Annotated in this window: 18 protein-coding genes and 1 pseudogene; 6 read left to right on the forward strand and 13 right to left on the reverse strand. The window is 38.9% G+C overall.

Annotated features, from left to right (window positions below):
* Window position 1: 1 nt before the first annotated feature.
* The 9 genes from AOM43_RS03850 to AOM43_RS03880 all read right to left on the reverse strand — a co-directional run bounded on the left by AOM43_RS03850 (window position 2) and on the right by AOM43_RS03880 (window position 10,574).
* Complete coding sequence (locus AOM43_RS03850) at window positions 2-1,732, reverse strand: OmcB family cysteine-rich outer membrane protein (RefSeq protein ID WP_006341652.1); 1,731 nt, start codon at window positions 1,730-1,732, stop codon at window positions 2-4.
* Between the two features lie 215 nt (window positions 1,733-1,947).
* Window positions 1,948-2,151 carry a hypothetical protein gene (locus tag AOM43_RS13455; protein WP_162181352.1) on the reverse strand — a complete coding sequence of 68 codons (204 nt, stop codon included), beginning with the start codon at window positions 2,149-2,151 and terminating at the stop codon, window positions 1,948-1,950.
* A 123-nt stretch (window positions 2,152-2,274) separates the two neighbouring features.
* The gene (locus AOM43_RS13460; protein WP_162531522.1) at window positions 2,275-2,466 is read right to left on the reverse strand and encodes a hypothetical protein; all 192 of its coding nucleotides are present in this window, start codon (window positions 2,464-2,466) and stop codon (window positions 2,275-2,277) included.
* A gap of 373 nt (window positions 2,467-2,839) precedes the next feature.
* Window positions 2,840-3,682 (reverse strand): NAD(+)/NADH kinase, encoded by an 843-nt coding sequence (locus AOM43_RS03855; RefSeq protein WP_006341656.1) that lies wholly within the window; start codon window positions 3,680-3,682, stop codon window positions 2,840-2,842.
* 40 nt (window positions 3,683-3,722) lie between these two features.
* Entirely contained in the window at window positions 3,723-5,651 is a 1,929-nt protein-coding gene (locus AOM43_RS03860; RefSeq protein WP_013924709.1) for a 1-deoxy-D-xylulose-5-phosphate synthase, read from the reverse strand.
* Window positions 5,651-5,959 carry an exodeoxyribonuclease VII small subunit gene (locus AOM43_RS03865; RefSeq protein ID WP_006341658.1) on the reverse strand — a complete coding sequence of 103 codons (309 nt, stop codon included), beginning with the start codon at window positions 5,957-5,959 and terminating at the stop codon, window positions 5,651-5,653. The genes AOM43_RS03860 and AOM43_RS03865 overlap by 1 nt, the downstream gene beginning before the upstream one ends.
* A gap of 9 nt (window positions 5,960-5,968) precedes the next feature.
* Complete coding sequence (gene xseA, locus AOM43_RS03870) at window positions 5,969-7,384, reverse strand: exodeoxyribonuclease VII large subunit (protein WP_059359131.1); 1,416 nt, start codon at window positions 7,382-7,384, stop codon at window positions 5,969-5,971.
* Between the two features lie 8 nt (window positions 7,385-7,392).
* Window positions 7,393-9,687 (reverse strand): ribonuclease R family protein, encoded by a 2,295-nt coding sequence (locus AOM43_RS03875; RefSeq protein ID WP_006341660.1) that lies wholly within the window; start codon window positions 9,685-9,687, stop codon window positions 7,393-7,395.
* 74 nt (window positions 9,688-9,761) lie between these two features.
* Entirely contained in the window at window positions 9,762-10,574 is an 813-nt protein-coding gene (locus AOM43_RS03880; protein ID WP_059359134.1) for a class I SAM-dependent methyltransferase, read from the reverse strand.
* A gap of 180 nt (window positions 10,575-10,754) precedes the next feature.
* Between AOM43_RS03880 and AOM43_RS03885 the strand changes: the two genes are divergently transcribed.
* The 5 genes from AOM43_RS03885 to AOM43_RS03905 all read left to right on the forward strand — a co-directional run bounded on the left by AOM43_RS03885 (window position 10,755) and on the right by AOM43_RS03905 (window position 16,941).
* The gene (locus tag AOM43_RS03885; RefSeq protein WP_059359136.1) at window positions 10,755-11,936 is read left to right on the forward strand and encodes a cation:proton antiporter; all 1,182 of its coding nucleotides are present in this window, start codon (window positions 10,755-10,757) and stop codon (window positions 11,934-11,936) included.
* Window positions 11,937-11,958: 22 nt separating this feature from the next.
* Window positions 11,959-12,390 (forward strand): universal stress protein, encoded by a 432-nt coding sequence (locus AOM43_RS03890; RefSeq protein WP_006341663.1) that lies wholly within the window; start codon window positions 11,959-11,961, stop codon window positions 12,388-12,390.
* A 224-nt stretch (window positions 12,391-12,614) separates the two neighbouring features.
* Window positions 12,615-15,173, forward strand: a complete 2,559-nt coding sequence (gene leuS / locus AOM43_RS03895; RefSeq protein WP_059359138.1) for a leucine--tRNA ligase — start codon at window positions 12,615-12,617, stop codon at window positions 15,171-15,173.
* A gap of 83 nt (window positions 15,174-15,256) precedes the next feature.
* Window positions 15,257-16,084: a DNA-formamidopyrimidine glycosylase gene (gene mutM / locus AOM43_RS03900; protein ID WP_059359139.1), complete on the forward strand. Its 828-nt coding sequence runs from the start codon at window positions 15,257-15,259 to the stop codon at window positions 16,082-16,084.
* Between the two features lie 77 nt (window positions 16,085-16,161).
* Entirely contained in the window at window positions 16,162-16,941 is a 780-nt protein-coding gene (locus AOM43_RS03905) for a hypothetical protein (protein WP_006341666.1), read from the forward strand.
* 369 nt (window positions 16,942-17,310) lie between these two features.
* On the opposite strand, the gene AOM43_RS03910 is transcribed toward AOM43_RS03905, so the two are convergent.
* Window positions 17,311-17,946, reverse strand: a complete 636-nt coding sequence (locus AOM43_RS03910) for a hypothetical protein (RefSeq protein WP_013924705.1) — start codon at window positions 17,944-17,946, stop codon at window positions 17,311-17,313.
* 515 nt (window positions 17,947-18,461) lie between these two features.
* Window positions 18,462-18,698: pseudogene (locus AOM43_RS03920) on the reverse strand (IS256 family transposase); the annotation flags it as partial.
* A gap of 162 nt (window positions 18,699-18,860) precedes the next feature.
* On the opposite strand from AOM43_RS03920, the gene AOM43_RS03925 reads away from it, so the two are divergent.
* Entirely contained in the window at window positions 18,861-21,401 is a 2,541-nt protein-coding gene (locus AOM43_RS03925; RefSeq protein ID WP_059359141.1) for an autotransporter outer membrane beta-barrel domain-containing protein, read from the forward strand.
* 330 nt (window positions 21,402-21,731) lie between these two features.
* Here AOM43_RS03925 and AOM43_RS03930 read toward each other — a convergent pair whose 3' ends face one another.
* Both AOM43_RS03930 and AOM43_RS03935 read right to left on the reverse strand, forming a co-directional pair.
* Complete coding sequence (locus tag AOM43_RS03930) at window positions 21,732-22,052, reverse strand: hypothetical protein (RefSeq protein ID WP_006340404.1); 321 nt, start codon at window positions 22,050-22,052, stop codon at window positions 21,732-21,734.
* A 21-nt stretch (window positions 22,053-22,073) separates the two neighbouring features.
* Entirely contained in the window at window positions 22,074-22,340 is a 267-nt protein-coding gene (locus tag AOM43_RS03935) for a hypothetical protein (protein WP_013924702.1), read from the reverse strand.
* Between the last annotated feature and the right edge of the window lie 156 nt (window positions 22,341-22,496).

Below are 22,496 nucleotides of genomic sequence, written 5' to 3' on the forward strand. Positions count from 1 at the left end.
ATTAGTTAACAATTGTGCTTTCTTGCTGAACGATCGGAGTCTTGATAGAATCCGAAGATACTTCAGCAATGATACGTGCATCACCAGATTCTTTTGCTCTCGCGTCGATTCTGAATTTCAATGTTTGTCGAGGTGCGAAGTTAGCTACAGGAGCAAAAGTAACTGTTTGACCAGATACTGTGCCTGCTGAATCGCCAACTGCAGCAGTTGGAGTCACTTCTTTAGGGAAGCGTACGACAACAGCTACATTACTATCTGCTTCAGAGCCTTGGTTTGTGACTGTGATGCAATAGGTTGTTGATTCACCAATGCAAATTGGATCTTCAGTATCTGTGATGCACATGTTGAGTGCAGGACGACCTCTCCAACGAGTTGTTGCTTCTGCGCAAGCTGTGCAATTCTGACAGTTTGTTACAGTCACACGGTTTGTCCAGCATCCTGGTGTGCATGTAGTTAAAGTGATTGGGAGTGTAACCTTCTCACCTGGTTTAAGTTCCTTTAATCTCCAAACAGCTTGATTTCCACGGATTGTTGCACCATTAGCTGAAACAATAGATGTTGAGCTTGGAGCGCAATCTGTGATTGTCACTTCTGTCAGATCTTTATCACCTGGGTTTGTCACAGTGATTTGGTAATCAGCATTTTTGCCGATTGGAACTTCTTTTGGACCCACTTTTGTGATCTCAATGCATTCTTTGCAAACGTTTGTGCACCATTGGCAAGATACTGTATCAGCATTGCATGCTGTTACAACCGCTGTGTTGCACACTTGTCCACGCTTTACAGCTGTAAAGCATAGATTAATTTTTTTCGTTTGGCAAGGTTCTAGCGTTCCTAGCTTATAGCAAAGAGTACGTAGGCAGCTGCTGTGCTCAAGTCCTTCCGGTACATTATCTGTTACAACAACATCTTCTGCTGCGCAGCTTCCGCGGTTTGTTACAGTTATTGTATAGTTGACTTGATCACCTGGGCAAACTTCTTCTGGTCCACACTTATGGCAGGTCAGAATAGGTTTAGCACAGAGCAAAGAACAGAATCTGACTGGAGATGCTGTTGCACAAAAACATGCACAAAGCTCACCTTCACATTCACATTTCACCCATACTTTTGCTGGGACGCACTGCCCTTTTTCCATTGAGCCAATTTCCCATACGAGTTTGTTTCCATCCACTTTCGCTTCTGGAACGCTACGTACAAAAGAAACGCCTTCTGGTAAATGAGTCGTGACAACCACATTGCAAACATCATCGCAAGCTTGAATGTCAAATTCTAAAGGATATTGATCCCCTAGCATACACATTTTAGGATTGCGCGCTGTTACAGTAATCCCATCGTGGCAAACCAATTTATTTTGATTTCCATGACGGCAAGGTGTAATCGTTTTGCAAAGAGGCTCCTCGCAACACGCTGGCTGTGGAGGAACGCAAACAGGCTTGCACACTGGAGCAGGTTGTGGACATGCTTGTCGTGGTGCAGGACATGTTCTTGGTTGCGGACAAGCAGGCTGAGGGCAAGCTTGTCTTGGACGAGAAGACTGCTCGTAAGCAGGTGCGTAAGAACCTTGCGGACCTGGAGCATATGATTGCTCATAGCCTTGACCGTAAGATTGTTGCTCGTCAACGGGATACCCACCACCCCAACCATAATTGTTTGGGCTAGAATGAGCAGCTCCTAGAAAAGCAGTTGCGCACAAAAAAAGCAACGAGGTGATCACTCCTAGTTGTTTTCTCATTATAAAGACTCCTTTTTTAACGTCTTTGGTAGATTTTTCAATCTGTTTGCAGTCATTTTCACTGTCACCTTTGCCGCATTTTGAATTTGCTCTTGGTTGGTGAGAATTTGACCTTAATTTTTGATTAAATTGGGGCTTTGTGTTACTTCCTAGGCGCATCGCCTAAAAAGGAACACAGGCGCCCTATTTAAGCAAAATGAATTTCATCGAAACGATTAATATTCGTAATTGCCTGGATTGCAGCAGCAGTTCTCCCAAATATGAGGACGTGGGCAGCAACCATTTGCTCTTGGCTCAGGACATGGTCTGCAGCTATCGCTAGGGTACGAATCGCAGCATGGATCATAATCACAGCAGCAGCTTGTTAGAGCTATCGCAGCAATTCCTGATGCTAAGAGAGATGTTAATACTTTTTTCATACTGTCTCCTAAGGCTTGAAATTTTCTTTTGCAGAACTCGAAGTTCATATTGTCTTGCGAAAGCTTTTCGATAATTTCATTAGCAGCAATGATAAAAAATTATCATTGCTGCCACAGAAACGATTAGTAGCCGCTTTCACATGGTGCTGGGCATGGTCTTGGCAATGGCCGTGGGCAGCATGGTTTTGGACATACAGGACGTGTATAGCAAGGTTTTGGACAAGGATCACAGCAAGGATCATTGTTGCAGCAGCAGCTTGTTAAAGCAAAAGCTGTTAAGCACAAAGCCAAAACTGATGTAATTTTCTTTTTCATACGACTCTCCTTAAGTTAGAGTTTGGACTTGATAAAGTTCATTATCATCTTTAACACCTTCTCGACCAGTTTTTGCACAGTGCACTTGAAAGTTTACCGGCCATGCCTGATTGATAAGAAAGGTTTTACCTCTTTTAAATACGAGTTGTGCATTAATTCTGCCACAATAATTTTTCAAAAATGCAAACTTTTGTTTTTATTTATTTCCTAACCAATTGCTTTCTAGGTGGTTAAAAAAATCATTTTTTAATTATTATTTTAGAAATAGTCGGAAATCTTTCACTTTTTTAAAGACAAGCGCTCAATTTTAAAAATTGTTCTGATCATTCTCTAAGAGAATTTTTGATTAAAGAGATAAGAAACCCTCAGGATATTAGGCCTTTAATTTGCCTGCCCATCCGAGCTTAGTTCTTAAAGTAGAAAAGTAGTCATGATTTCGTAAAGAAACCAAACGAAAAACACGAGGGGATAAGCTAACACGCAAAACTTCACCTGTTGCCATGGTGAAACGAGTAAAGCCATCGAAAATGATTTCAACTGGAGCATATTCACTAAGGTATTGAACTTGAATATCTTGATTAGACGCCAAAACAATTGGGCGATTAGAAATAGTATGCGGACAAATAGGAGTTAACACAAATGCATTTAAGTCGGGCGTTAAAATGGGGCCCCCAGCAGCCAAGGAATAAGCCGTTGATCCGCTAGGAGTGGAAAGAATTAATCCATCCGCAGAAAACGTATTCAAATAAAGTCCATTGACGTGGACACCGATATCGATTAGTCCAGGATTTTGAGCTCGATGTACGACAATCTCGTTCACAGCAAAACACGTTTCATTATGCATGGATTGTCCTTGCATCATGATTCTTTCTTGGATCTGGAAATTTCCGTTAAGAATGTCTTGTAAACCAGGATAAATCTCCGTCACGGGAATATCTGCCATAAACCCTAAACTGCCTAAATTAATCCCGACAATGGGAGCCATTAGATTAGGATGTCGATGCATTTGACGTAAAATAGTTCCATCTCCCCCCAACGAAATGATAAAATCGACCATTTCAGGATTGATACTGGAAAGGGGAATAGCTCCGATTTCTTCAGCGACTTCGTCTTGAGTGATGATTGAGACACCTTGTGCCGTTAGGTATTCACGGATGTTAATTGCAATGTTTTTAGAATGTTTTTTTGCTGTATTTGGAAACAATGCAATGTGCATATAGCCTCTTTAAAACTCTGACATGTGCGTCAAGTTAGTGTTAATTCTTTCCCGCAGAACGGGTATCAACAAATTCTGAACAATCTGGATTTTTGAGAGAGAATTGAGTCATCACGCTTTCAGCAATTTGACTTGCTGTCAAACCAATCTCTTTAATGATGTCTGCATGGCTTCCATGATCCAAAAAGGCTTCGGGGATTCCAAAATTTAATACCTGAACATGGCTATAACCATTCGTCATGAGAAAATGATTCAATATAGAGCCAAGACCTGAAACCACCGAGTGCTCTTCAATCGTCACAACACGCTTATGCCTTGTGAGTAAATCGCATAAAAGTTCGGAATCTAACGGTTTAACAAATACAGGATCTAATACGGTAGCGTTGACTCCAACCGTCTTTAAAATCTCCCTAACAGCCAAAGCTGTTTGATTCATATGCCCTAGGGCCATAATTAGAATCTCTTCCCCCTCTACAAGGACTTCCCCTTTTCCTAGCTCACGATAACGCAAAGGCTTATCCGAGACATCCGTTGCCATATTGGGATAACGAATGGCTGCGGGACGCCCCCAAGAAAAAGCTGATTCCAAAAGTTCTTTTAAAACATCCCCGTTTCTAGGTTGTGAAATCACCATATTCGGCATCGCATTCAAAAAAGAGATATCATATACCCCATGGTGGGTCGATCCATCTGGACCTGAAATCCCCGCACGGTCAATCGCAAAGACAACAGGAAGCTCTTGTAAGCAAACATCATGGAAAAGATTATCCAAACCACGCTGTAAAAAGGTCGCATAAATGGAAGAAACAACTTTTAACTCTCTTCCATAGGCTAAACCACCACTAAAAGTCACCGCATGCGCTTCTGCAATTCCGACATCATGACATCGGTCTGGAAATTTCTCCATAAATTTATCTAAACAGGATCCTGCCGACATCGCAGGAGTCACAGCAACAATAGAAGCATCTTCTTCCGCCATCTTCAAAAGATGAGAGCCAAAGATATTAGGGAACGTGGGTTTAGAAGATGTGACAGGATGAAATTTTCCTGTATCTAAACAAAAAGGCTTCGCTCCATGATAAGACACAGGGTTTTTAATGGCTTCTTCCATCCCCTGCCCTTTTTTGGTCAAAATGTGAACCACAACTGGCCACTGAGAAGTCTTTAAACCTTCAAAAACATCGATCAGCTTTTTAATGTCATGCCCATCGATTGGCCCAATATAAGAGAGGTCATATTGTTCAAAAAAAGCAGCTGGGCTAACTAAGTTTTTCAAAGACTCTGTGATTTTGTGTCCTTGCTTTGAAAGAGTCGCACCATAGCTTGGGATTTTAGAAACAATGGTGTCAAGTTCCTGGTATAATTTGTTTGTGGTGGGATTACTCAAAAGACGACTTAAAATCTGTGTAATCGCTCCTACATTTTTTGAAATCGACATGTTGTTGTCATTTAAGATCACAATGAAACGCTTTAAATCTCTTGAGATATTATTAAGAGCCTCTAAGGCCATTCCACAAGTCAATGTAGCATCTCCGATAATTGGCACAACATAGTCATCTTTCTGCAGTAAATCTCGACTTTTAGCCACTCCAAGACCTAGAGAAAGAGCTGTTCCTGCGTGACCTGCATGAAAATGGTCGTAGGGTGATTCTTTTGGATGACTGAAGCCACACAATCCTTTATATTGACGGATTGTATGAAAATTTTCTTGTCGGCCTGTCAATAATTTATGCACATATGTCTGGTGGCTAACATCCCAAATAAATTTGTCGTCGGGAGAATTAAAAACAGCATGCAAAGCAATGGTCAGTTCTACCACACCTAAATTTGAAGCTAAGTGTCCCCCGTTGATAGAAAGGACTTCTATAATCCTTTGTCGAACTTCTGATGCGAGAGAATTCAACTCTTGCAAAGAAAGATGTTTAATATCATGCGGACTTTGGATTTTAGAAAGAATAGGGAAACTCATTAAGGACTCATTAATTTTGTTGTTGAATTGCCATTTCCAGAATCGGAAAAGTTTTGCACCTTAGGATTTTGATTGGGATCGAGCGAGAGATCTCCTTGTCTATTTTTAATTAAGACTTCAATACGTCGTTCCGCATCATTCAATCTTTGCGTGCAGGATGCGATTAAACGATCCGCCTCTTCGTAAAGGAGTAGAGATTCATCCAAGCTAACAGCACCTGAATTCATCTTCTCAAGAATTTCTTCTAAACGTGCAAACGCCGCTTCAAAATTCTTTTCTTGTTTATTAGAGTTTGTTTCTTTTTCCACTGCAATTAACTATTTTGAATAGATTTCGTTTATTTGTGCAAGAGCTTCACCATCAGATAATAACATGCGTATTTTCTGATCTTTTTTTAACATACGTACTGAGCTTATAACGGATTGATCTTTTTCCGAAAAGAGAATAGTATACCCTTTTGTTAATAAATTTCGTGGATTTATCGATTTTAATGCGTCTTCTTTATTTTTTAAAAGCTCACGCAAATGCTCTAGTTTAACTTTCCACCTTTGATCCATTAGAATTTTCTCATCTTTTAGCTGAATCGCTTTTCTTAATTCATTTAGTTTTTGCAAAACGAAGAAATCGATCGCTTTGCGCAAATTGACTAATTTTTCCTTCAGATGAAAAATTTGCATTGTGGGCTTTAGGGTTTGCAAAATTTTTTCTCGCGATTCTAAAGCAAAGCGATGCTGCTTGAGCAATCGAAAAGTCGATTGATCCAATTCTTGCCGAAATTCATCCGCTTTTTGCATCCAAGATCCCAAGATGGCATAAGGACTGGCTAATAAAGGCTGCTTTAAAATGGTTTTTAAACAAAGACGATGATGATGAAGTGTCTGTCTCATGCTGTGATCGAGACGGCGTAAAATCTGCTGAAAATGATGCAATTGCTGAGCATTTTCGGTGATCACAATTTCTGCCGCCGCCGAAGGTGTTGGCGCGCGTACATCTGCGACATAATCGGCAATGCAATGATCCGTTTCATGTCCGACAGCCGAAATCACAGGAATTTGACTATTAAAAATGGCCTCTGCGACAATCTCTTCGTTAAAGGCCCAAAGGTCTTCAATGCTTCCGCCACCTCTCCCAACAATCATGACATCGACAAGATTAAAGGTATTAAAATCCTGGATAGCTTTTGCAATTTCTTGCGCAGCCCCAGGTCCCTGAACTTTCACAGGATTCAAAATTAAGTGAAAGCCAGTGGCCCGTCTCGTTAAAATATTTAAAATATCTTGAATAACAGCCCCTGTGGGACTTGTCACAACCCCTATTCGCTTAGGAAATTTGGGCAAGGCTTTTTTATGCTCTGCCTTAAACCACCCTTTTTTGTGCAGTTTAATTTTAAGCTCTTCCAATTTAAGCAACAACTCACCAAGACCAGCTAACCGTAACTCCCGAACAACGATCTGATATTTTCCTGTTGGGGGATAAACATTCAGCTGCCCCTGAACAATCACTTGATCTCCATCTTTTGGAATCATTTTTAGACTGGAGGCATCCCCCCGAAACATCACGGCCGCCACTTGTGCATGCGCATCCTTTAAAGAAAAATAGATGTGACCAGAGGATTGCACTTTACAATTGCTCACTTCTCCCTGTAACCAAACAAGAGAAAAGGTCGATTCCAAACTATGCTTAATTGCAGTGGTCAGCTGTGAAACTGTTAAAATAGGAGCTTCGTGCGGCATGATCGTTATTATTTTCTTTTACGCGGACGACTTTTTGATGGAGATTTGGAGGGCTTCTTTTTCGCGCTTGTAAAATTTTTTCCCTTTCGTTTCGATGATCCCTTTGGAGATTTTTTTTCTGTTGGCTCTGCCTGAACAAAATGCCACTTACTTTCCAGAGTGATAAAATCAATCTCCTTTAAAATCACAGAAATTTTTGTTCCAGAAGTAAAACCCTGACCCGTTCGTGTTCCTTTAAGACTTAAAGAAGGCTCATCATATAAATAGTAATCATTTCCGATTTCAGAGACATGCAAGAATCCCTCAAGCATAAAATCAAGAACTTCAAAAAAGAAGCCAAAATTTTTGACGCGTGTGATCACAGCGTCATATTGTTTATAAGGATCTTGCTGCTTGATTTCTTGGAGAAGACGGTATTTCTTTAATAAAACAACGCTTCCTTCCGCTTTAGCACTTAACCGTTCTTGTTCTGAGCACTGCGCTGCAACCATCTCTAAATGAGGAAGGTCTGCCTCTAAACCAAATAAAAGACGATGAATAATCAGATCCACATAACGGCGAATAGGGCTCGTAAAGTGGCAATAATGCGTTAGTCCTAGCCCATAATGCCCAATATTTGCTGGAGAATAAACAGCCAGACGCATGCGCCGGATGTAAGAAGTCGCTAAATACTGTCCATAGGGAGTCTCTAAAGCTTCATCAAATAGTTTTTGTAGCTCGGAAGGCGTAGGCGCTTCAGACAAATGAAAACCAAAGGCACTTGTCAAAAAGGAAAAATCGCGCATGTTTTCAGAAGAAGGCACATCGTGAATTCGGTAAGGGAGATTTTTTCCTTCTTGATCAAGATGCAGAGCAATTACTTCATTCGCTTTCAACATAAATTCTTCGACAAGCTGGTGCGTAATATCATAAACAACCAGGTCTAATCCTTGTGGAACACCGTTTTCATTTACCTTAACCACGAGATCTGGCATCGCAAATTCAATGCTACCTCTTTCATAACGTTTGCGTTTGAGTTTGTAACAAAGCTCAACCATCAGCTGCAAAGTCGGTTCATAAGGACTTTTTTTCTGACCATCCAAGATTTGCTTAGCTTCTCTATAAGTCATCCGCTTTTTGCTTTTGATCACAGAGCGAGAAATGCGGTAGTCCAGCATATTCCCTTCCGGATCAAAGTGGATATGTACGGAAACAGTTAGACGATTCACATTTGCTCTTAAACTGCACAAATTGCTAGACAATTCGTGTGGAAGCATTGGTAAGCAATAGCCTGGAAAGTAGGTTGAGTTCCCGCGACGGCTTGCCTCAAGATCCAATGCCGATCCTTGTTGCACATAGTGGGACACATCCGCGATATGTACGCCTAAATGAAAATGCCCATCTTCACTCTTCGCAAGACTCAAAGCATCGTCAAAATCTTTTGCTGTATCGGGATCAATTGTAAAACATTCAACATCTCTTAAATCTTCTCGATCGACCAGATCTTTTTTCGATACAACCTTCCCAAAATCTTTAGCTTCTGTCAAAGCTTTGGAAGGGAAATCTGCTCGAAGCTCGTACTCTTCAATAGCTGCAGGAATATCGCATGCGGGATCGGAAATGTGCCCTAAATAGTGAGACATGCGACAGGTCGTTTCATTCTTTTTATCTCCCCAGTCCACGACTTCCATGATCACGCGATCACCAACTTGCAAAGGTTTGCCCTCTGCTTGTTGAACGACAACTTGTTGAGACGTCCCAAGTAAAGGCACATAGGCATAAACGGCGCCATTGGGATAAACTGTTCGGATAATTCCTGCAATGTGTGTCCGACCGCGTTCAACAATCGCGATAACTTTGCCTTCTGGTCCTTTTTCAGAAATTGCAAGTGTATCGATGACGACCTCAACCTTATCGCCATCCACAGCATTTTGTGTATGAGGACGAGGGATAAAAATATCTTGATCGCACACCGAAGGATCGTCGGGTTGTACAAAACCAAAACCACGGGGATGCATATGAATAATTCCGCTAATCACATCTGTATGTGTTTTTTTGGCAATGTACTTTCCTTGAGAAAGCTGGGTGACCCCTTTTGCAACTAGAGCATCTAAAACTTCTTGAAATATTTCGATGTGCTGGGGATGAATTTGAAGCTTTTGACTTAATTCAGAAAAAGTCGCAGGAAAAAATGCTTTTCCTCCAATAAACTGTTCGACAGTTTTAAGGAAATTTTGAAACAGCTTTTCCTCTTTTTTAGATTTTTTAGGTTTTTTAGAGATGGAGACGACTTTTTTTTTGTCACTTGAGACTTTTTTTGGCATTGAACTCTTAAATTGGTAAAGGTTTTTAATTAATCAAACTCTTTAACTCTATCATAATTTTTCGTTTATACATACTAAAAACTCAAATACCCTGTGAAGGTATTTTGTTCCAGAATCATACTTATTTTTTCGTAAGGATGGTAAACACACCCGTCTTCGCTGACAGGGACAAATTCAAGAGATTTATTTCCTATCTCATCTAAAAAAGGATCGTGAAATTCTTTAGGCAGCGCAATCAAAAATGGAAGCCACCCTCTCACATAATCTTCGAATCCCTTCTTCCCATGAAATTTTGCCGCATGACTAGACGTTTCGATATGAAGCATTTTCAATCCAGCTTCTTGCACTACTTGAGAATAAGCATTTTGATCTAAAAATTCATAAGGACGTGGATCTTGAAGAAAATAATTACGCCATTTTGGATGATCGGCAACTGCTTCGATTGGATCCCAAAAAGTGAGGCAGCGAGGAAACGTCACAATAATCGCTTTTCCTCCATAGTTAAGGAGTTGTTTCATTTGCTGAAAAACAGCCTTTTGATTTTTTACCCAATGTAAACAACTAAACGAAGTAATGAGATCAAAACTTTGTTCAAATGGTAATTGAACGGCATCTTGAATTTGAAAATCTAAATTTGGATATTCTACATTTGAAAATGATTGCTTAGCCAAATGAATCATTCCGGGTGATTTATCAATTCCAATCGCAAAACCGTTGGGAATTTTTTTGGCAATCTCTGCTGTAATTTTTCCATCACCACATCCAATATCTAGAACGTTTTCATTTCCTGTAAAAGGAAAATAATTCAAGGGGTCCTGCGCAAGAGCATACTGTAAAATAGAATTTTTTTTATAGTGTTTTGCGTCTAAATCGCCTGCAGCTACCATAATCAATGCCTTAAAATTTCATTTACTTAAACAAGCTATCATGAAGGTAGATTTTTGCAAAATATTGTAATAAAGATTTCACCTTGCATTCAAATGCATATTTTTAATTTAATCCAAAACAGATAGATCTACACATTCAAAAACAAATAAATTAGCTCATCTATTTTTTAAAGGAATTGAATGGCGGACATCTGGATTTTGGCAACACTATGGATAGGATTAGCTCTTATTTCCACTTTTATTTCTATCAAATTGAGGATTGCAACAGCCCTATCTGAAATTTTTATCGGTATTGCCACACAAGCGATTGTGATCACTTATTTCGCGGGATTTTCCTTAGGAGCAAATCAACCTTGGATTGCATTTTTAGCGGGCTGTGGAGCCATTGTTTTAACTTTTCTTGCAGGAGCAGAACTTGATCCTTTAATTTTTCGTTCGAAGTGGAAAGAAGTCAGCTTGATTGGAATAATCGCCTTTTTTGTCCCATTTTTTGGATGCGCCGCCACCGCTTATTATATCCTTCATTGGGATGTCATGGCAAGCTGGCTATGTGGCGTAGCTTTATCCACAACATCAGTGACGGTCGTTTATGCCGTCATGCTTGAGCTGGGACTTAATCGAACAGAATTTGGAAAAATTGTGCTCGGAGCATGCTTTATCAATGACTTGGGAACTGTGATTGCACTGGGACTCCTTTTTTCTCCATTCACCATGAAAACCCTGATTTTTGTGATCGCGAGCATTGCTCTGTTCATTTTTTTACCTCATGTCACCCAATATTTTTTCCAATTATACGGGGATCTCCCTGCCGAAATTGAAACGAAATATATTTTACTTGTACTATTTGGCATGGGCGGATTAGCCACTTGGGCTGGAAGCGAAGCCGTTTTACCAGCTTACATGATTGGTATGATTTTAGCTGGAACGGTTGGGAAAAACCTCGCCTTTATTCGACGGATTCGCACATTAACTTTAGGCTTTTTAACCCCTTTTTATTTTATTCGAGCAGGCTCACTTGTCTCACTATCGGCATTAATAGCTGCCCCTTTGGCCTTTGTTGTTTTGCTTACAGCAAAAATGCTTACAAAAATTTGTGGCGTCTACCCAACTGCTAAGTTAATCAAATACCCTCACCTAGAGTCAATGTACACAACATTATTAATGTCGACTGGGCTAACTTTTGGGACTATTTCGTCATTATTTGGATTAACTCATGGAATTATTAACTCAGAACAATATTCCTATTTAGTTGCGGCAGTCATAGGAACTGCAATTGTTCCAACTATCATTGCTAATGCTTTTTATCTTCCTAAGCATCTTCTTCAAGAAAATGAACCAAAAATAAAACCACCAAAACAATAGCTAAGTTCAAAAGGACGATTTTATGATAAAAAAAATTTTAGTCGCTTACGATGGAGAACAATCCCATTCTGCATTTCTTTTTGGCTTGGATATGGCAAAAAAATTTGATGCTGAAATTGAAATCCTATCAATAGTGCGCATCTTAGAACCACCAGAAGATGTTGAAACACGCGATAATTTAGAAAAAGGAAAAGATCACTATGAGAAGTTTTTTAAACTTTTGAGACATGAAGCCCGTTCCCATGGTTTACGTATTAAAACTGAAATTGCGCTTGGTCATCCAGCCGAACAAATCATTCATTGGGCTGAAAAGAAAAAAGTTGATGTAATCATACTGGGGCCCCAGACTAAAAATACATTGGGTCAGTGGTTACTAGGATCTATTCCTGACCGAGTCGTTCATCATGCTCCTTGTACGGTTATTGTTGTAAAGCCAGATCATCATAAAAGTTAAAAAACATAGAAAATATTAGGAATAATCTGATAATCAGCAAACCTTTTATCATTCCCGAAATTGAAGTCATTCCGATTGCTCTTAATCTGCAGTAGACGGTAAACTATTATCTTGCGGGCAAAACCCCTCCCTTCAAATATTATTTTTTAATCATAGAGAATTGTTTCTTCGTTCTACCTCCAATGAAGTACATTGTCTGTTGAAGTTGTAAAATGGATAAAAAGATGCAAAAGTACAATCACAAGCAAATTGAAAAAAAATGGCAGAAATATTGGCTCGATCATAAGACATATAAAGTTGAGATCGATCGCGCAAAGCCAAAATATTACGTGCTGGACATGTTTCCCTATCCGTCGGGATCAGGTTTACACGTGGGACACCCTGAAGGATACACGGCAACAGATATTCTCGCGCGTTATAAAAGACAAAAGGGATTTAATGTCCTCCATCCTATGGGTTGGGACAACTTCGGACTTCCGGCTGAACAATATGCGATTCGTACCGGCACACATCCCGCTGTTACGACAAAAAAAAACGTAGAAAATTTCAAACGGCAACTTCAGTCCCTTGGTTTTAGCTACGACTGGGATCGTGAAATCAGTACAAGTGATCCTTCTTATTACAAATGGACGCAATGGATTTTCACAAAGCTTTATGAAAAAGGCTTAGCGTATGAAGCTGAAATGTCTGTTAACTTTTGCCCTGCACTCGGAACTGTTTTAGCCAACGAAGAAATTGAAAATGGACGTGCCAAAGAAGGTGGCCATGTTGTAGAAAGACGCCCCCTCAGACAGTGGGTGCTTAAAATCACAGCTTACGCAGAAAGGCTCCTGCAAGATCTTGACCTCCTTGACTGGCCAGAAGGATTGAAAAAATTGCAAGCCAACTGGATCGGTAGAAGCGAAGGCGTTCAAGTCGATTTTTTAATCGATGGAACGGATGAAAAAATCACAGTTTTTACCACCTGCCCCCATACTCTCTTTGGTGCGACATATGTCGTCTTAGCTCCTGAACATCCGTTGATCAAGCAAATCACAACGGCTGCTCAAAAAGATGCGATTGAAGGCTATCAAAAAGAAACTGCTTCGAAAAGTGATTTCGATCGTACAGAAATGGCCAAGAATAAAACGGGTGTTTTTACTGGGGCTTATGCCATCAATCCCGTCAATCAACAAAAAATTCCGATTTGGATTGCAGACTACGTCCTGATTAATTACGGAACTGGAGCTGTCATGGCGGTCCCCTCCCACGATGAAAGAGATTTTGAATTCGCAACGCAATATGAATTACCATTCGTGCAAGTGATCGATCCAGAGCTCACTGCTGAAGATGAAAACCATGATCAAATTCAACAAGCAATCGCATGTGGAAAAAAATGCTGGACAGGTAATGGAAAAGCAATCAATAGCCAACACAATGACTTTTCCATCAATGGTCTAACAACTGAACAAGCCAAAGAAAGCGTGGCGAATTGGCTAGAAAGCAACCAAAAAGGTCGAAAAACGATTAGCTTTAAGCTAAGAGATTGGCTGTTTTCAAGACAACGTTATTGGGGCGAACCCTTCCCGCTTCTTCACTTTGAGGATGGCACCATTCGTACATTAGATTTCGATGAGCTTCCTTTATGTCCACCTCAGATTAGTCAGTACAAACCCGCAAGTGATGGAAGCAGCCCTCTTGCGAATGCCCCAGAATGGGTGTTTATTACTGATGTAAAAACAGGAAAAGCTGCACGTCGCGAAACCAATACAATGCCACAATGGGCGGGTTCGTGCTGGTACTATATTCGTTTTTGTGATCCACATAATGATGTAGAGGCATGGAGCAAGGAAGCAGAACAATATTGGCTACCTGTAGACTTATATGTCGGAGGCGTTGAACATGCCGTGCTACACCTATTATACTCCCGTTTTTGGCATAAAGTTCTCTATGATTGTGGTTTTTTAAGTACTTCAGAACCTTTCCAAACATTGCGTAACCAAGGGCTTATTACTGCACGTTCTTTTCAAAACAGTTTAGGAGCTTATGTGGCACCTGAAGATGTTCAGGAGAAAGAGGGTGAATATTTCCATCGCGAAACTGGAGAAAAACTCAAAAGTCAAATCGAAAAAATGTCTAAATCAAAACTCAATGGTGTTTCACCTGATGAAATCATTGAAGAATTTGGAGCAGATTCCCTGCGCTTATATGAAATGTTTATGGGCCCTTTGGAAAAAGAAAAAGTATGGAATACCGATGCTGTTTCGGGATGCAGACGCTTTCTCGCACGCTTTTATGACCTAGCCGTTTCGCCAAAGCTCACACAAGAGACGACTGTGGAAGCCTTAAAATTAGGTCATCGCCTTGTAAAAGGAGTGGAAGAAGATATTGTCGCTATGCAGTTTAATACGGCTATTGCCAAAATGATGGAATTTATTAATGACTTCTCAAAATTAGATACCTATCCAGCATCCGTTTTAAAAATGGCGGCACAAGCTCTTTATCCTTTTGCCCCCCATTTGGCAGAAGAAATTTGGGAAATCTTAGGAATCAAAGAATCTCTCAGTTATACCTCCTATCCGCAAGCGGAACAATGTTACCTAGAAGATTCCACGGTTCTCTATGTTGTACAAGTTAACGGTAAATTGCGCGGACGTTTTGAACTCCCCAAAGATCAAACAGAAGAGCAAATCGTAGAAGCAGCTAAAAAAGATCCAGGCATTCAGCGCCATATTGCAGGCACCGAAATTATAAAGGTAATTTTTGTCCCCAACAAGCTTTTAAATTTTGTTGTCAGACAATAAATATTCTACTTAAGTTAAGGAAGGGCATGGTTTCAATTATGAAACCATGCCACCCACTCAATTAACCTGGAGCATATCCGATTATGCCTGAATTGCCAGAAGTTGAAACAATCACACGAGAAATGCGAGAAGCAAAACTCGAGGGAAGAACGATTGAAAAAGCCCAAATTTTTTGGGAAAGAACCATTGCCACTCCTTCCCCTTCTATTTTTTCTAAAAAAATTGTCGGTCAAAAAATCTTAAACATCAGCCGACGTGGCAAATTCATCATTTTAACCCTTTCAGAAGAGTCCTTGCTGATTCATTTACGTATGACAGGAAAGTTTTTAATTGCGAAAGAACAAATCAAACCTGATTCGCATGAAAGAGTCAGACTTTTTTTGGATGATGGACGCATTTTACGTTATGAAGATCAGCGTAAATTTGGAAAGTGGTATTTAGTAAAAAATCCTGATGAAGTGCTAGGAGCCCTTGGGATTGAACCTTTGTCAGAGAATTTCACCCTTTCTACATTTCAAAAGATTTTAACAGGTCACCACCGACAAATTAAGCCTTTTTTACTTGATCAGCATTACATTGCAGGATTAGGAAATATCTACGTAGATGAAGCTTTATGGGTCTCTAAAATCCACCCATTAAGATCGGTTTCAACCTTAACAAAAAAAGAGATCAAAGCTTTACATGAGGCCATACCGATTGTTCTCCAAACCGGCATCAAGAACATTGGCACGAGTTTAGGGGCTGCAAGAGCAAATTATTTTAGTGTGAGTGGTCGTAGGGGATCTAATCAAAATGCATTAAATGTTTTTCGAAAAGATGGTTTGCCTTGTCCGCGCTGTAACACAACAATCAAAAAAATGACTGTCGGACAGCGTGGAACGCATTATTGTCCAGTATGTCAATCTCAATAAATCCTTATCAAAAAAACCTGTCAATATAATAAACTTTAAAGTATAATAGATAATTAGTCTGTTTTAAGGAGTTTTTTATGAAAAAAATTTTCTCACTATTTTTATTATTAAATTTTATTTCTTTTTTTGCATTCTGTTCTGAAAGTAAAGATTTAAGCTACCATGTAGAGGGAATGGGCATATTTCCAGAAATTGAATATTCTCCTGAACGTTCAGTGTCAATTTCACTTGATATAGTCAATCAAAAGATTACCGATATTAAAATTGATCATATCTCAAAAGTCGCGAAGGAATTGCTCCATCAGTATCCAATAAAAAGCGATTATATAGACAGTCATGATTTTAACATTTATTACTATCATCCTGTCGCAAGCCAGGGAGGCAAAAGCATTGCGATTCATTCTATAAAAATGCCCAATGAGTATCAATATGTAGGCTGGGGACATTATTTAGAAGAAATGCATTGGATTAGAGGCAAAGGGCCTATCGTCATCGGTACAAAAGCTGCAGTGGAGAATTTACAAGCGTTTGAGCAAACTAACACCGATTCTATCTTTCAAGGTGATATTCAATATGACTCAAATAATGGAACAATCGCAATCATTTTTGATCATCAATCAAAACAATTTTCAGGTCATTTATATCTTCATGATGAACAAATAGTCGATTTTCAAGGAGCCTATTCTGAATTAAGTCAAGAAAAATTAACTGGAAAAATTTTTGATTCAGGAAATGAAATTGGACAGCTTGATTTCATGTTTTTCGGTGATAGCAACCCTGAGATTGGAGGAATATTTGACTTTGAGCAAGCATCCTTAGGAAAAATAAAAGGGATCTTTGCTGTACGTGCATTTTAAAGAGGGAAAAGAAGTCTTTAACATGAAATACATAGCTCAATTTTTAAAAAGTTGGATGCGCTATTAGATTTTCAAAACACAACACACAACATTTGACAATATCTCCAAAACAGCTTGCAGCTGCGCCAGCATAATCCATTTCCCCCGAAGAATTTAAGAGTAATGACTCAAACTTATAGAAATTTTAACAAAATATAGAGCTGACGAAAGTATTTTGAATCATTCTAGAAAGCTGTGGAACAGTCTTAGTCGCCTCAATCTTTGAGATGAGGCGACCAAGCTGGACGTCAAAGGTATTTTTAAGATATTACACGGAATGATTTTCTAGGAAAATAGCCGAGATATTTCAAACAACAAGAAGGTACTTCATTATTTTTTTCTACCTTCTTGCAAGTTATCCACATATTCGTCCTTAAGATAATTTAAGCCACTAGCGATAAGAAAATCACCTAAACGTTGAATAATGGGCAAGCCTAACCGCACACCTACAACTTCAGCAAGTACTCCTGCTACAAGCAATGAACAGCCAACTTCAATACGTGCAGATATGAGAATTTCCTCTTCAGGATTTTTAGGATCATTTTTAGATTTTTGAAGAAAATCTAAATATTCAAGCTCTGCATTGTATTCGATACCATAAGCAAGACAATCCTTCATATAGGCATATTTGTGATCAACACGCTTTTTCTTAAGTTTGATAAATTTTTTAAACTTTTTGAAATCTTCCTTTGGGATTTTAATGCCGCTCTTCTTGATTTTCTCCTCAACAATATTCAACATCTCATCCATGTTAATTTTTGCGTTAAGACACGCCTCAGCTTCTTGCTTAAATTCAAACATAGTTTTAATGAGTTTGGAGTTGTCTGAACGATTAGCATATTTCTTCATCTTTTCAGCAAGATTTTGCAGCTTGACCGCGTAGACAACATCGCCGATTGTTATTGGAGAGTTGCTTGGATCGGCAATGTGCTTAGTAAAAAAGAAACTGTCGTACAGTATAAACATACCCGCTTAAAAGAAAGAGAACGTAAAAAATTAACCATTGTATAGCCTTTCGTTTTCGGTTTTCTTCGGTGGATTTCATTTTATTTATAAAATCATAAATAGGAAAAGATAGGGCGTATGAGAATATAATCGATTGAACGATCATGCTTGCTACTTGTATTGCAAATATAAGAAAAAGATTCATTTGTATCTTTGAATTTTTTAAAAAATTTTAACGGTATATCAGTCTGAAAAAAGAAACAAGAGGTATTTGTAACACATTTCTCATTTAAATAATAAGACATCCTAAGGATTGAAAGAACATCCTTTTTTCCATATGACCGATTCTAATTGTCACTTTCTTACACATCTTCTAAATTGGCTCAAAGGAGAAGTTCATATCTTTTGAGATATATTTTTTTAAAGAAAAGTATATAACATTAATTTGAGAAAGTTGAAAACTCTTGAGAGAAGACAAGAGATATTGTCAAATGTTGTATTTTGAGCATCTAATAGCGCATCCAACTTTTTAAAAATTAAGCTGTGTATTTCACGTTAAAGACTTCTTCCCCATCTTTAAACTGCACACCCAAAATCAGTTTGCTAATCAACTCATGACCTTTTAATTTTCGCCATCGCTTTTGTGCTTCCATTAAAAGCTTGTAAACCATGGCAAGTGTAGCTGTTCTGGATCCACAGCCTTTGGTTTCTCGTATGCGATGCCTAATAGTTGCAAATGTTGATTCGATTGGATTCGTTGTTCTTATATACTTATCCAATAGCTCGTGCTGAGCACTTCTACATTTTTTTGTTAAGGCGGTTTTTTCTCTGCTCAATGAACAACACGAAAATTATATATTTTACTTTTATTTCAGATTACTATTTACTATTTGAAAAATTCAAAGAAGGCCATAGCTGTGCAAATCAAAAGACTTATGTTCATTTCATTTTTACTCTTAAATATCGAGTCAGGATTTTGTGCCGATATCACATGGATTGGGAGCACTAGTAATGATGTTTTAACTGCTACTAATTGGAATCCTAATGTCGTGCCCGGAAGCACAGACACAGCGATTTTTTCTGCAAACGGAGAATCCCTTACACCAACGTTATCTGATTCTCCTGCCACTGATGTTAACATGGGAACTCTCCAATTCTCTGATGCAACCTCCTACAACTTTACCTTACAATTTGCAGTTTCCAGACAACTTCATCTTCAACAAATCGGTGTGCTCAATCTAGGAGCATCTAATCAATTTTTTTCCATTAATGGCACAAACTCCATTTTGCGCTTTGAAAACAACAGCTCAGCAGATTCGACGCAATCAGGAAAAGTCTTTTATCATATCACCAATGTGGGACGCGTTCGGTTTGCTAATAGTGCCACGGCTTCTAACGCAAATATCGATCTCGACGCCAGTGGCGGGCTTCTTGAATTCTTCTCAACATCTACAGCAGCAAATGCCCAAATTACAATGACCGGGAATAATGCTACAACCACTTTTTTTAACAATAGCACTGGCGGATCAGCAATGATTGCCAGCACTAATAATGGAAATATTGTCTTTACAAATACTTCCAAAGCACAAAATGTCAAAATATTTGCTGATAAAACGACCTTGAGTTTTAGCGGATCCAGTCAAGCCAATTCAGCACAAATTACAGCAACAAATGGCTCTGTGGTCACCTTTAATGGAAATAGTACGGCCAATACGTCAACCATTCAGGCCAACGCAAGCTCCATTTTATTTTCAGGAGCTGCTTCTGGAGCAGATGCAACAATTAATCTACAAAACCATTCACAAGTTTTTTTTAATCAGAATAATACACTCGCCACTCTCTGCGCTGATTCATCAAGCTTAGTCAATTTAAATTCTTTTCAACTAGTCTTAGGCGCGAATAATGCGAATTCTGTCATTGATGGAATCATCAATGGAATCGGAGGCAGCCTCATCAAAAATGGATCGGGAACATTAACTCTCAACGGAAGCAATTCTTTTACTGGTAGCACCAATATTCTGGGCGGAACTTTAAACGGCTCAGGATCTGTTGACGGGGATTTAAACATTTTCAGTGGTGCAACTTTTGCTCCAGGAAATCAAGCGATTGGGACTTTTAATGTGGGAGGAAACTACACACAAAACGCAGGAAGCATACTTGAAGCTTCTGTTGATGGAACTGGACAAAGTAACTTAGTGCATGCACAAGGCATGGCTAACATCAATGGTACCTTACAAATTCATTCTCCAGATGGACTGTATCGTGTGGGCACGCCTTACCTCATTGTGCATGGAAATGAGGGTAGGACTGGCACATTTTTCAGCAGCAGTGTGGATAACCCTTATTTTTTACCTTCTTTAGAATATGACGCCACAAACGTCTTTTTGACTTTGACAACAGATTTTAGCAACTTTACAGCTAACCAAAACCAAGGCAATGTGGCGAATCAAATTGATCAAATTACTCAACCTGATCTCTCAAAACAAATTTTAATTAATAGTTTAGCGGCATTACCCACAATTCAACTTCAAAGCAGCCTAGCTCAATTCAGCGGAGCTCAATATGTGAGTTTGATACAATCCTGTCAGTTTTCTAATCACCGTTTAATCCGACGTCTAAATGCTTTAAACTTGCTTTTACCTGGTTGCTGTGACTGTGCATCTCCTCTCAACTTTTGGGCACAGTTTGGTGCTGGCCGAGCATTTGTTTCTAATTCTCGTCGTGCGCTAGGCCTAAAGTCTAGTGCCTGGAATATTAATCTGGGTGCCTTTAAATGTTTTAACTCTAACATAACCATCGGGTTGTCAATAGATTATGAATTCACTCGCTTGAATTTCAATCTAGGAGGAGATGCTAAGTATCATCTCACTAAAGGAATCTTGTTCGCCATCTACCAAAATCCTTTATTTTACACCTCTATTGATTTGATCGGCGGGGGTGGCCACTGTCAAGTAAAACGACTTGCTTATGTAGGAAATAAACGCTTGCGCCCAAGATCAAAACCGTTCCTTTCAAATGGAACAGCCTACTTTGAATTAGGCAAAACATTCTGCTTCAGTCAATTCGCCTGCCAACCTTTTCTGGGATTAGATTCGAGCAATTTCTGGCAAACACAAGTATCTGAACGCCATGGACAAGTCTTGAATTTAAAAATTCACAACAAAGACTTTTATGCTTTGGACTCCCTTTTAGGATTTCATTCGGCCGGAAATTTTTATGGGATAGAAATTGAAACGAGTGTGGATTGGCGCCATACCCTCACCCATTCAAAAAATGATATCCGCTTGCATTTCAAAAATTTTGGGGGTTCTTTTAGGAGTCAAGGGACAAAACTCTGCCGTAATTCTGTGGAAGGTTTTCTACAGGCAGGGAAATGGTTACTCCCCTTCATGCAAATTTATGGACAATTATCTGGAGAAAAAGGTTCTCATTTTTCGGACTATCAAGCAAGTGTAGGCCTTGATGCGATTTATTGATTTGATAACTGTCGATTATCCCAAAACTGATGGATCGCAAGATTAGATGTTGAATGAAAAAACTAAAGCCACTTAATATAGCAAGGACAATTCCGATTATCTCTAAATCTTTTTCTTCATATGTATTCCCTATGATTGTGACAAGTATCCCTATGAGCATACTGTACATCCGGCTATAGCAAATGATACCTTCTTCTAGAACTAAGCTTTCTACTAAGGAAAAAGATTGAATCTGATCGATCAAGGGCAGTTATTTGCATAATCTTATTTGTCTGAATAAAAGTGAATTCTATTGATTATACGAAGGCAGGTGCAATACCTGCCCAAAGACTAAACTTGATTAGCAAATTTTGAATAAACAGCTGAAACTGTTTGATGAGGGCCATTTATTTTCATATTGATGGGCTCTGCTCTGGGAATTTTAGAATAGACATATGCAGTGCATGCGACTAATGATAAAATTCCAAGGCCAATTATCATAATTCCTGCGGAAATAAAATCATCGTTATCACTTTGAATTCCAACGTGAAGACTAGTTAATCCACCCGCTAATAGAAGGGTAACGGATGCAATCCCACATTTCATGTTTCCTTTTTCTTCGACATAATGATGTGTGTAATGTCCCTCAAGCACAGGTTGAAGAGCTGTCATACTGACCCCTAATATATTTGATTAAATTTCTTCTAAATGGATGACAGAAACTGGACGTTCTGTCCAACAATTTGTCTGTATGACTGTAAAACAAGCAATCCCTAAAATTGCAAGCGCGCATCCTGTTATCTTAAGATTTTGATCATCTAAAATAGCTCCGGTCGCTGCAATAGAAATACCAGTAAAAAAAGCTACTCCACTCATACATATGCTTGTAATTTTACGTTGGCTATGTGTTTCTGTAAAAATACTTAAATCTTCTATTCTATTATTAGGTCCGATAAGCATCGTAATCTCTTAGGGTTTAATTTATTGAAATGAAACATATACATTTTGTAGTGCTTGAAAGCAAGTAAATTTCAACTAGCTATTTATAAATAAAAAAATAATTAAACAGATAAATTGAAAATTAAATCTATAAATAGTAGATAAAAACTATGACTA

This window comes from Parachlamydia acanthamoebae (assembly GCF_000875975.1).
GTDB lineage: Bacteria > Chlamydiota > Chlamydiia > Chlamydiales > Parachlamydiaceae > Parachlamydia > Parachlamydia acanthamoebae.

What these genes read in the sequence shown, in the direction of transcription:
- AOM43_RS03880 (WP_059359134.1), bottom strand. Translation starts at nt 10,574, where the DNA reads ATGGTAGCTGCAGGCGATTTAGACGCAAAACACTATAAAAAAAATTCT.
- mutM (WP_059359139.1), top strand. Translation starts at nt 15,257, where the DNA reads ATGCCTGAATTGCCAGAAGTTGAAACAATCACACGAGAAATGCGAGAA.
- AOM43_RS03885 (WP_059359136.1), top strand. Translation starts at nt 10,755, where the DNA reads ATGGCGGACATCTGGATTTTGGCAACACTATGGATAGGATTAGCTCTT.
- AOM43_RS03930 (WP_006340404.1), bottom strand. Translation starts at nt 22,052, where the DNA reads ATGACAGCTCTTCAACCTGTGCTTGAGGGACATTACACACATCATTAT.
- AOM43_RS03925 (WP_059359141.1), top strand. Translation starts at nt 18,861, where the DNA reads ATGTTCATTTCATTTTTACTCTTAAATATCGAGTCAGGATTTTGTGCC.
- AOM43_RS03935 (WP_013924702.1), bottom strand. Translation starts at nt 22,340, where the DNA reads ATGCTTATCGGACCTAATAATAGAATAGAAGATTTAAGTATTTTTACA.
- AOM43_RS03855 (WP_006341656.1), bottom strand. Translation starts at nt 3,682, where the DNA reads ATGCACATTGCATTGTTTCCAAATACAGCAAAAAAACATTCTAAAAAC.
- AOM43_RS13460 (WP_162531522.1), bottom strand. Translation starts at nt 2,466, where the DNA reads ATGAAAAAGAAAATTACATCAGTTTTGGCTTTGTGCTTAACAGCTTTT.
- xseA (WP_059359131.1), bottom strand. Translation starts at nt 7,384, where the DNA reads ATGCCGCACGAAGCTCCTATTTTAACAGTTTCACAGCTGACCACTGCA.
- AOM43_RS13455 (WP_162181352.1), bottom strand. Translation starts at nt 2,151, where the DNA reads ATGAAAAAAGTATTAACATCTCTCTTAGCATCAGGAATTGCTGCGATA.
- AOM43_RS03910 (WP_013924705.1), bottom strand. Translation starts at nt 17,946, where the DNA reads ATGTTTATACTGTACGACAGTTTCTTTTTTACTAAGCACATTGCCGAT.
- AOM43_RS03850 (WP_006341652.1), bottom strand. Translation starts at nt 1,732, where the DNA reads ATGAGAAAACAACTAGGAGTGATCACCTCGTTGCTTTTTTTGTGCGCA.
- AOM43_RS03875 (WP_006341660.1), bottom strand. Translation starts at nt 9,687, where the DNA reads ATGCCAAAAAAAGTCTCAAGTGACAAAAAAAAAGTCGTCTCCATCTCT.
- leuS (WP_059359138.1), top strand. Translation starts at nt 12,615, where the DNA reads ATGCAAAAGTACAATCACAAGCAAATTGAAAAAAAATGGCAGAAATAT.
- AOM43_RS03860 (WP_013924709.1), bottom strand. Translation starts at nt 5,651, where the DNA reads ATGAGTTTCCCTATTCTTTCTAAAATCCAAAGTCCGCATGATATTAAA.
- AOM43_RS03905 (WP_006341666.1), top strand. Translation starts at nt 16,162, where the DNA reads ATGAAAAAAATTTTCTCACTATTTTTATTATTAAATTTTATTTCTTTT.
- AOM43_RS03890 (WP_006341663.1), top strand. Translation starts at nt 11,959, where the DNA reads ATGATAAAAAAAATTTTAGTCGCTTACGATGGAGAACAATCCCATTCT.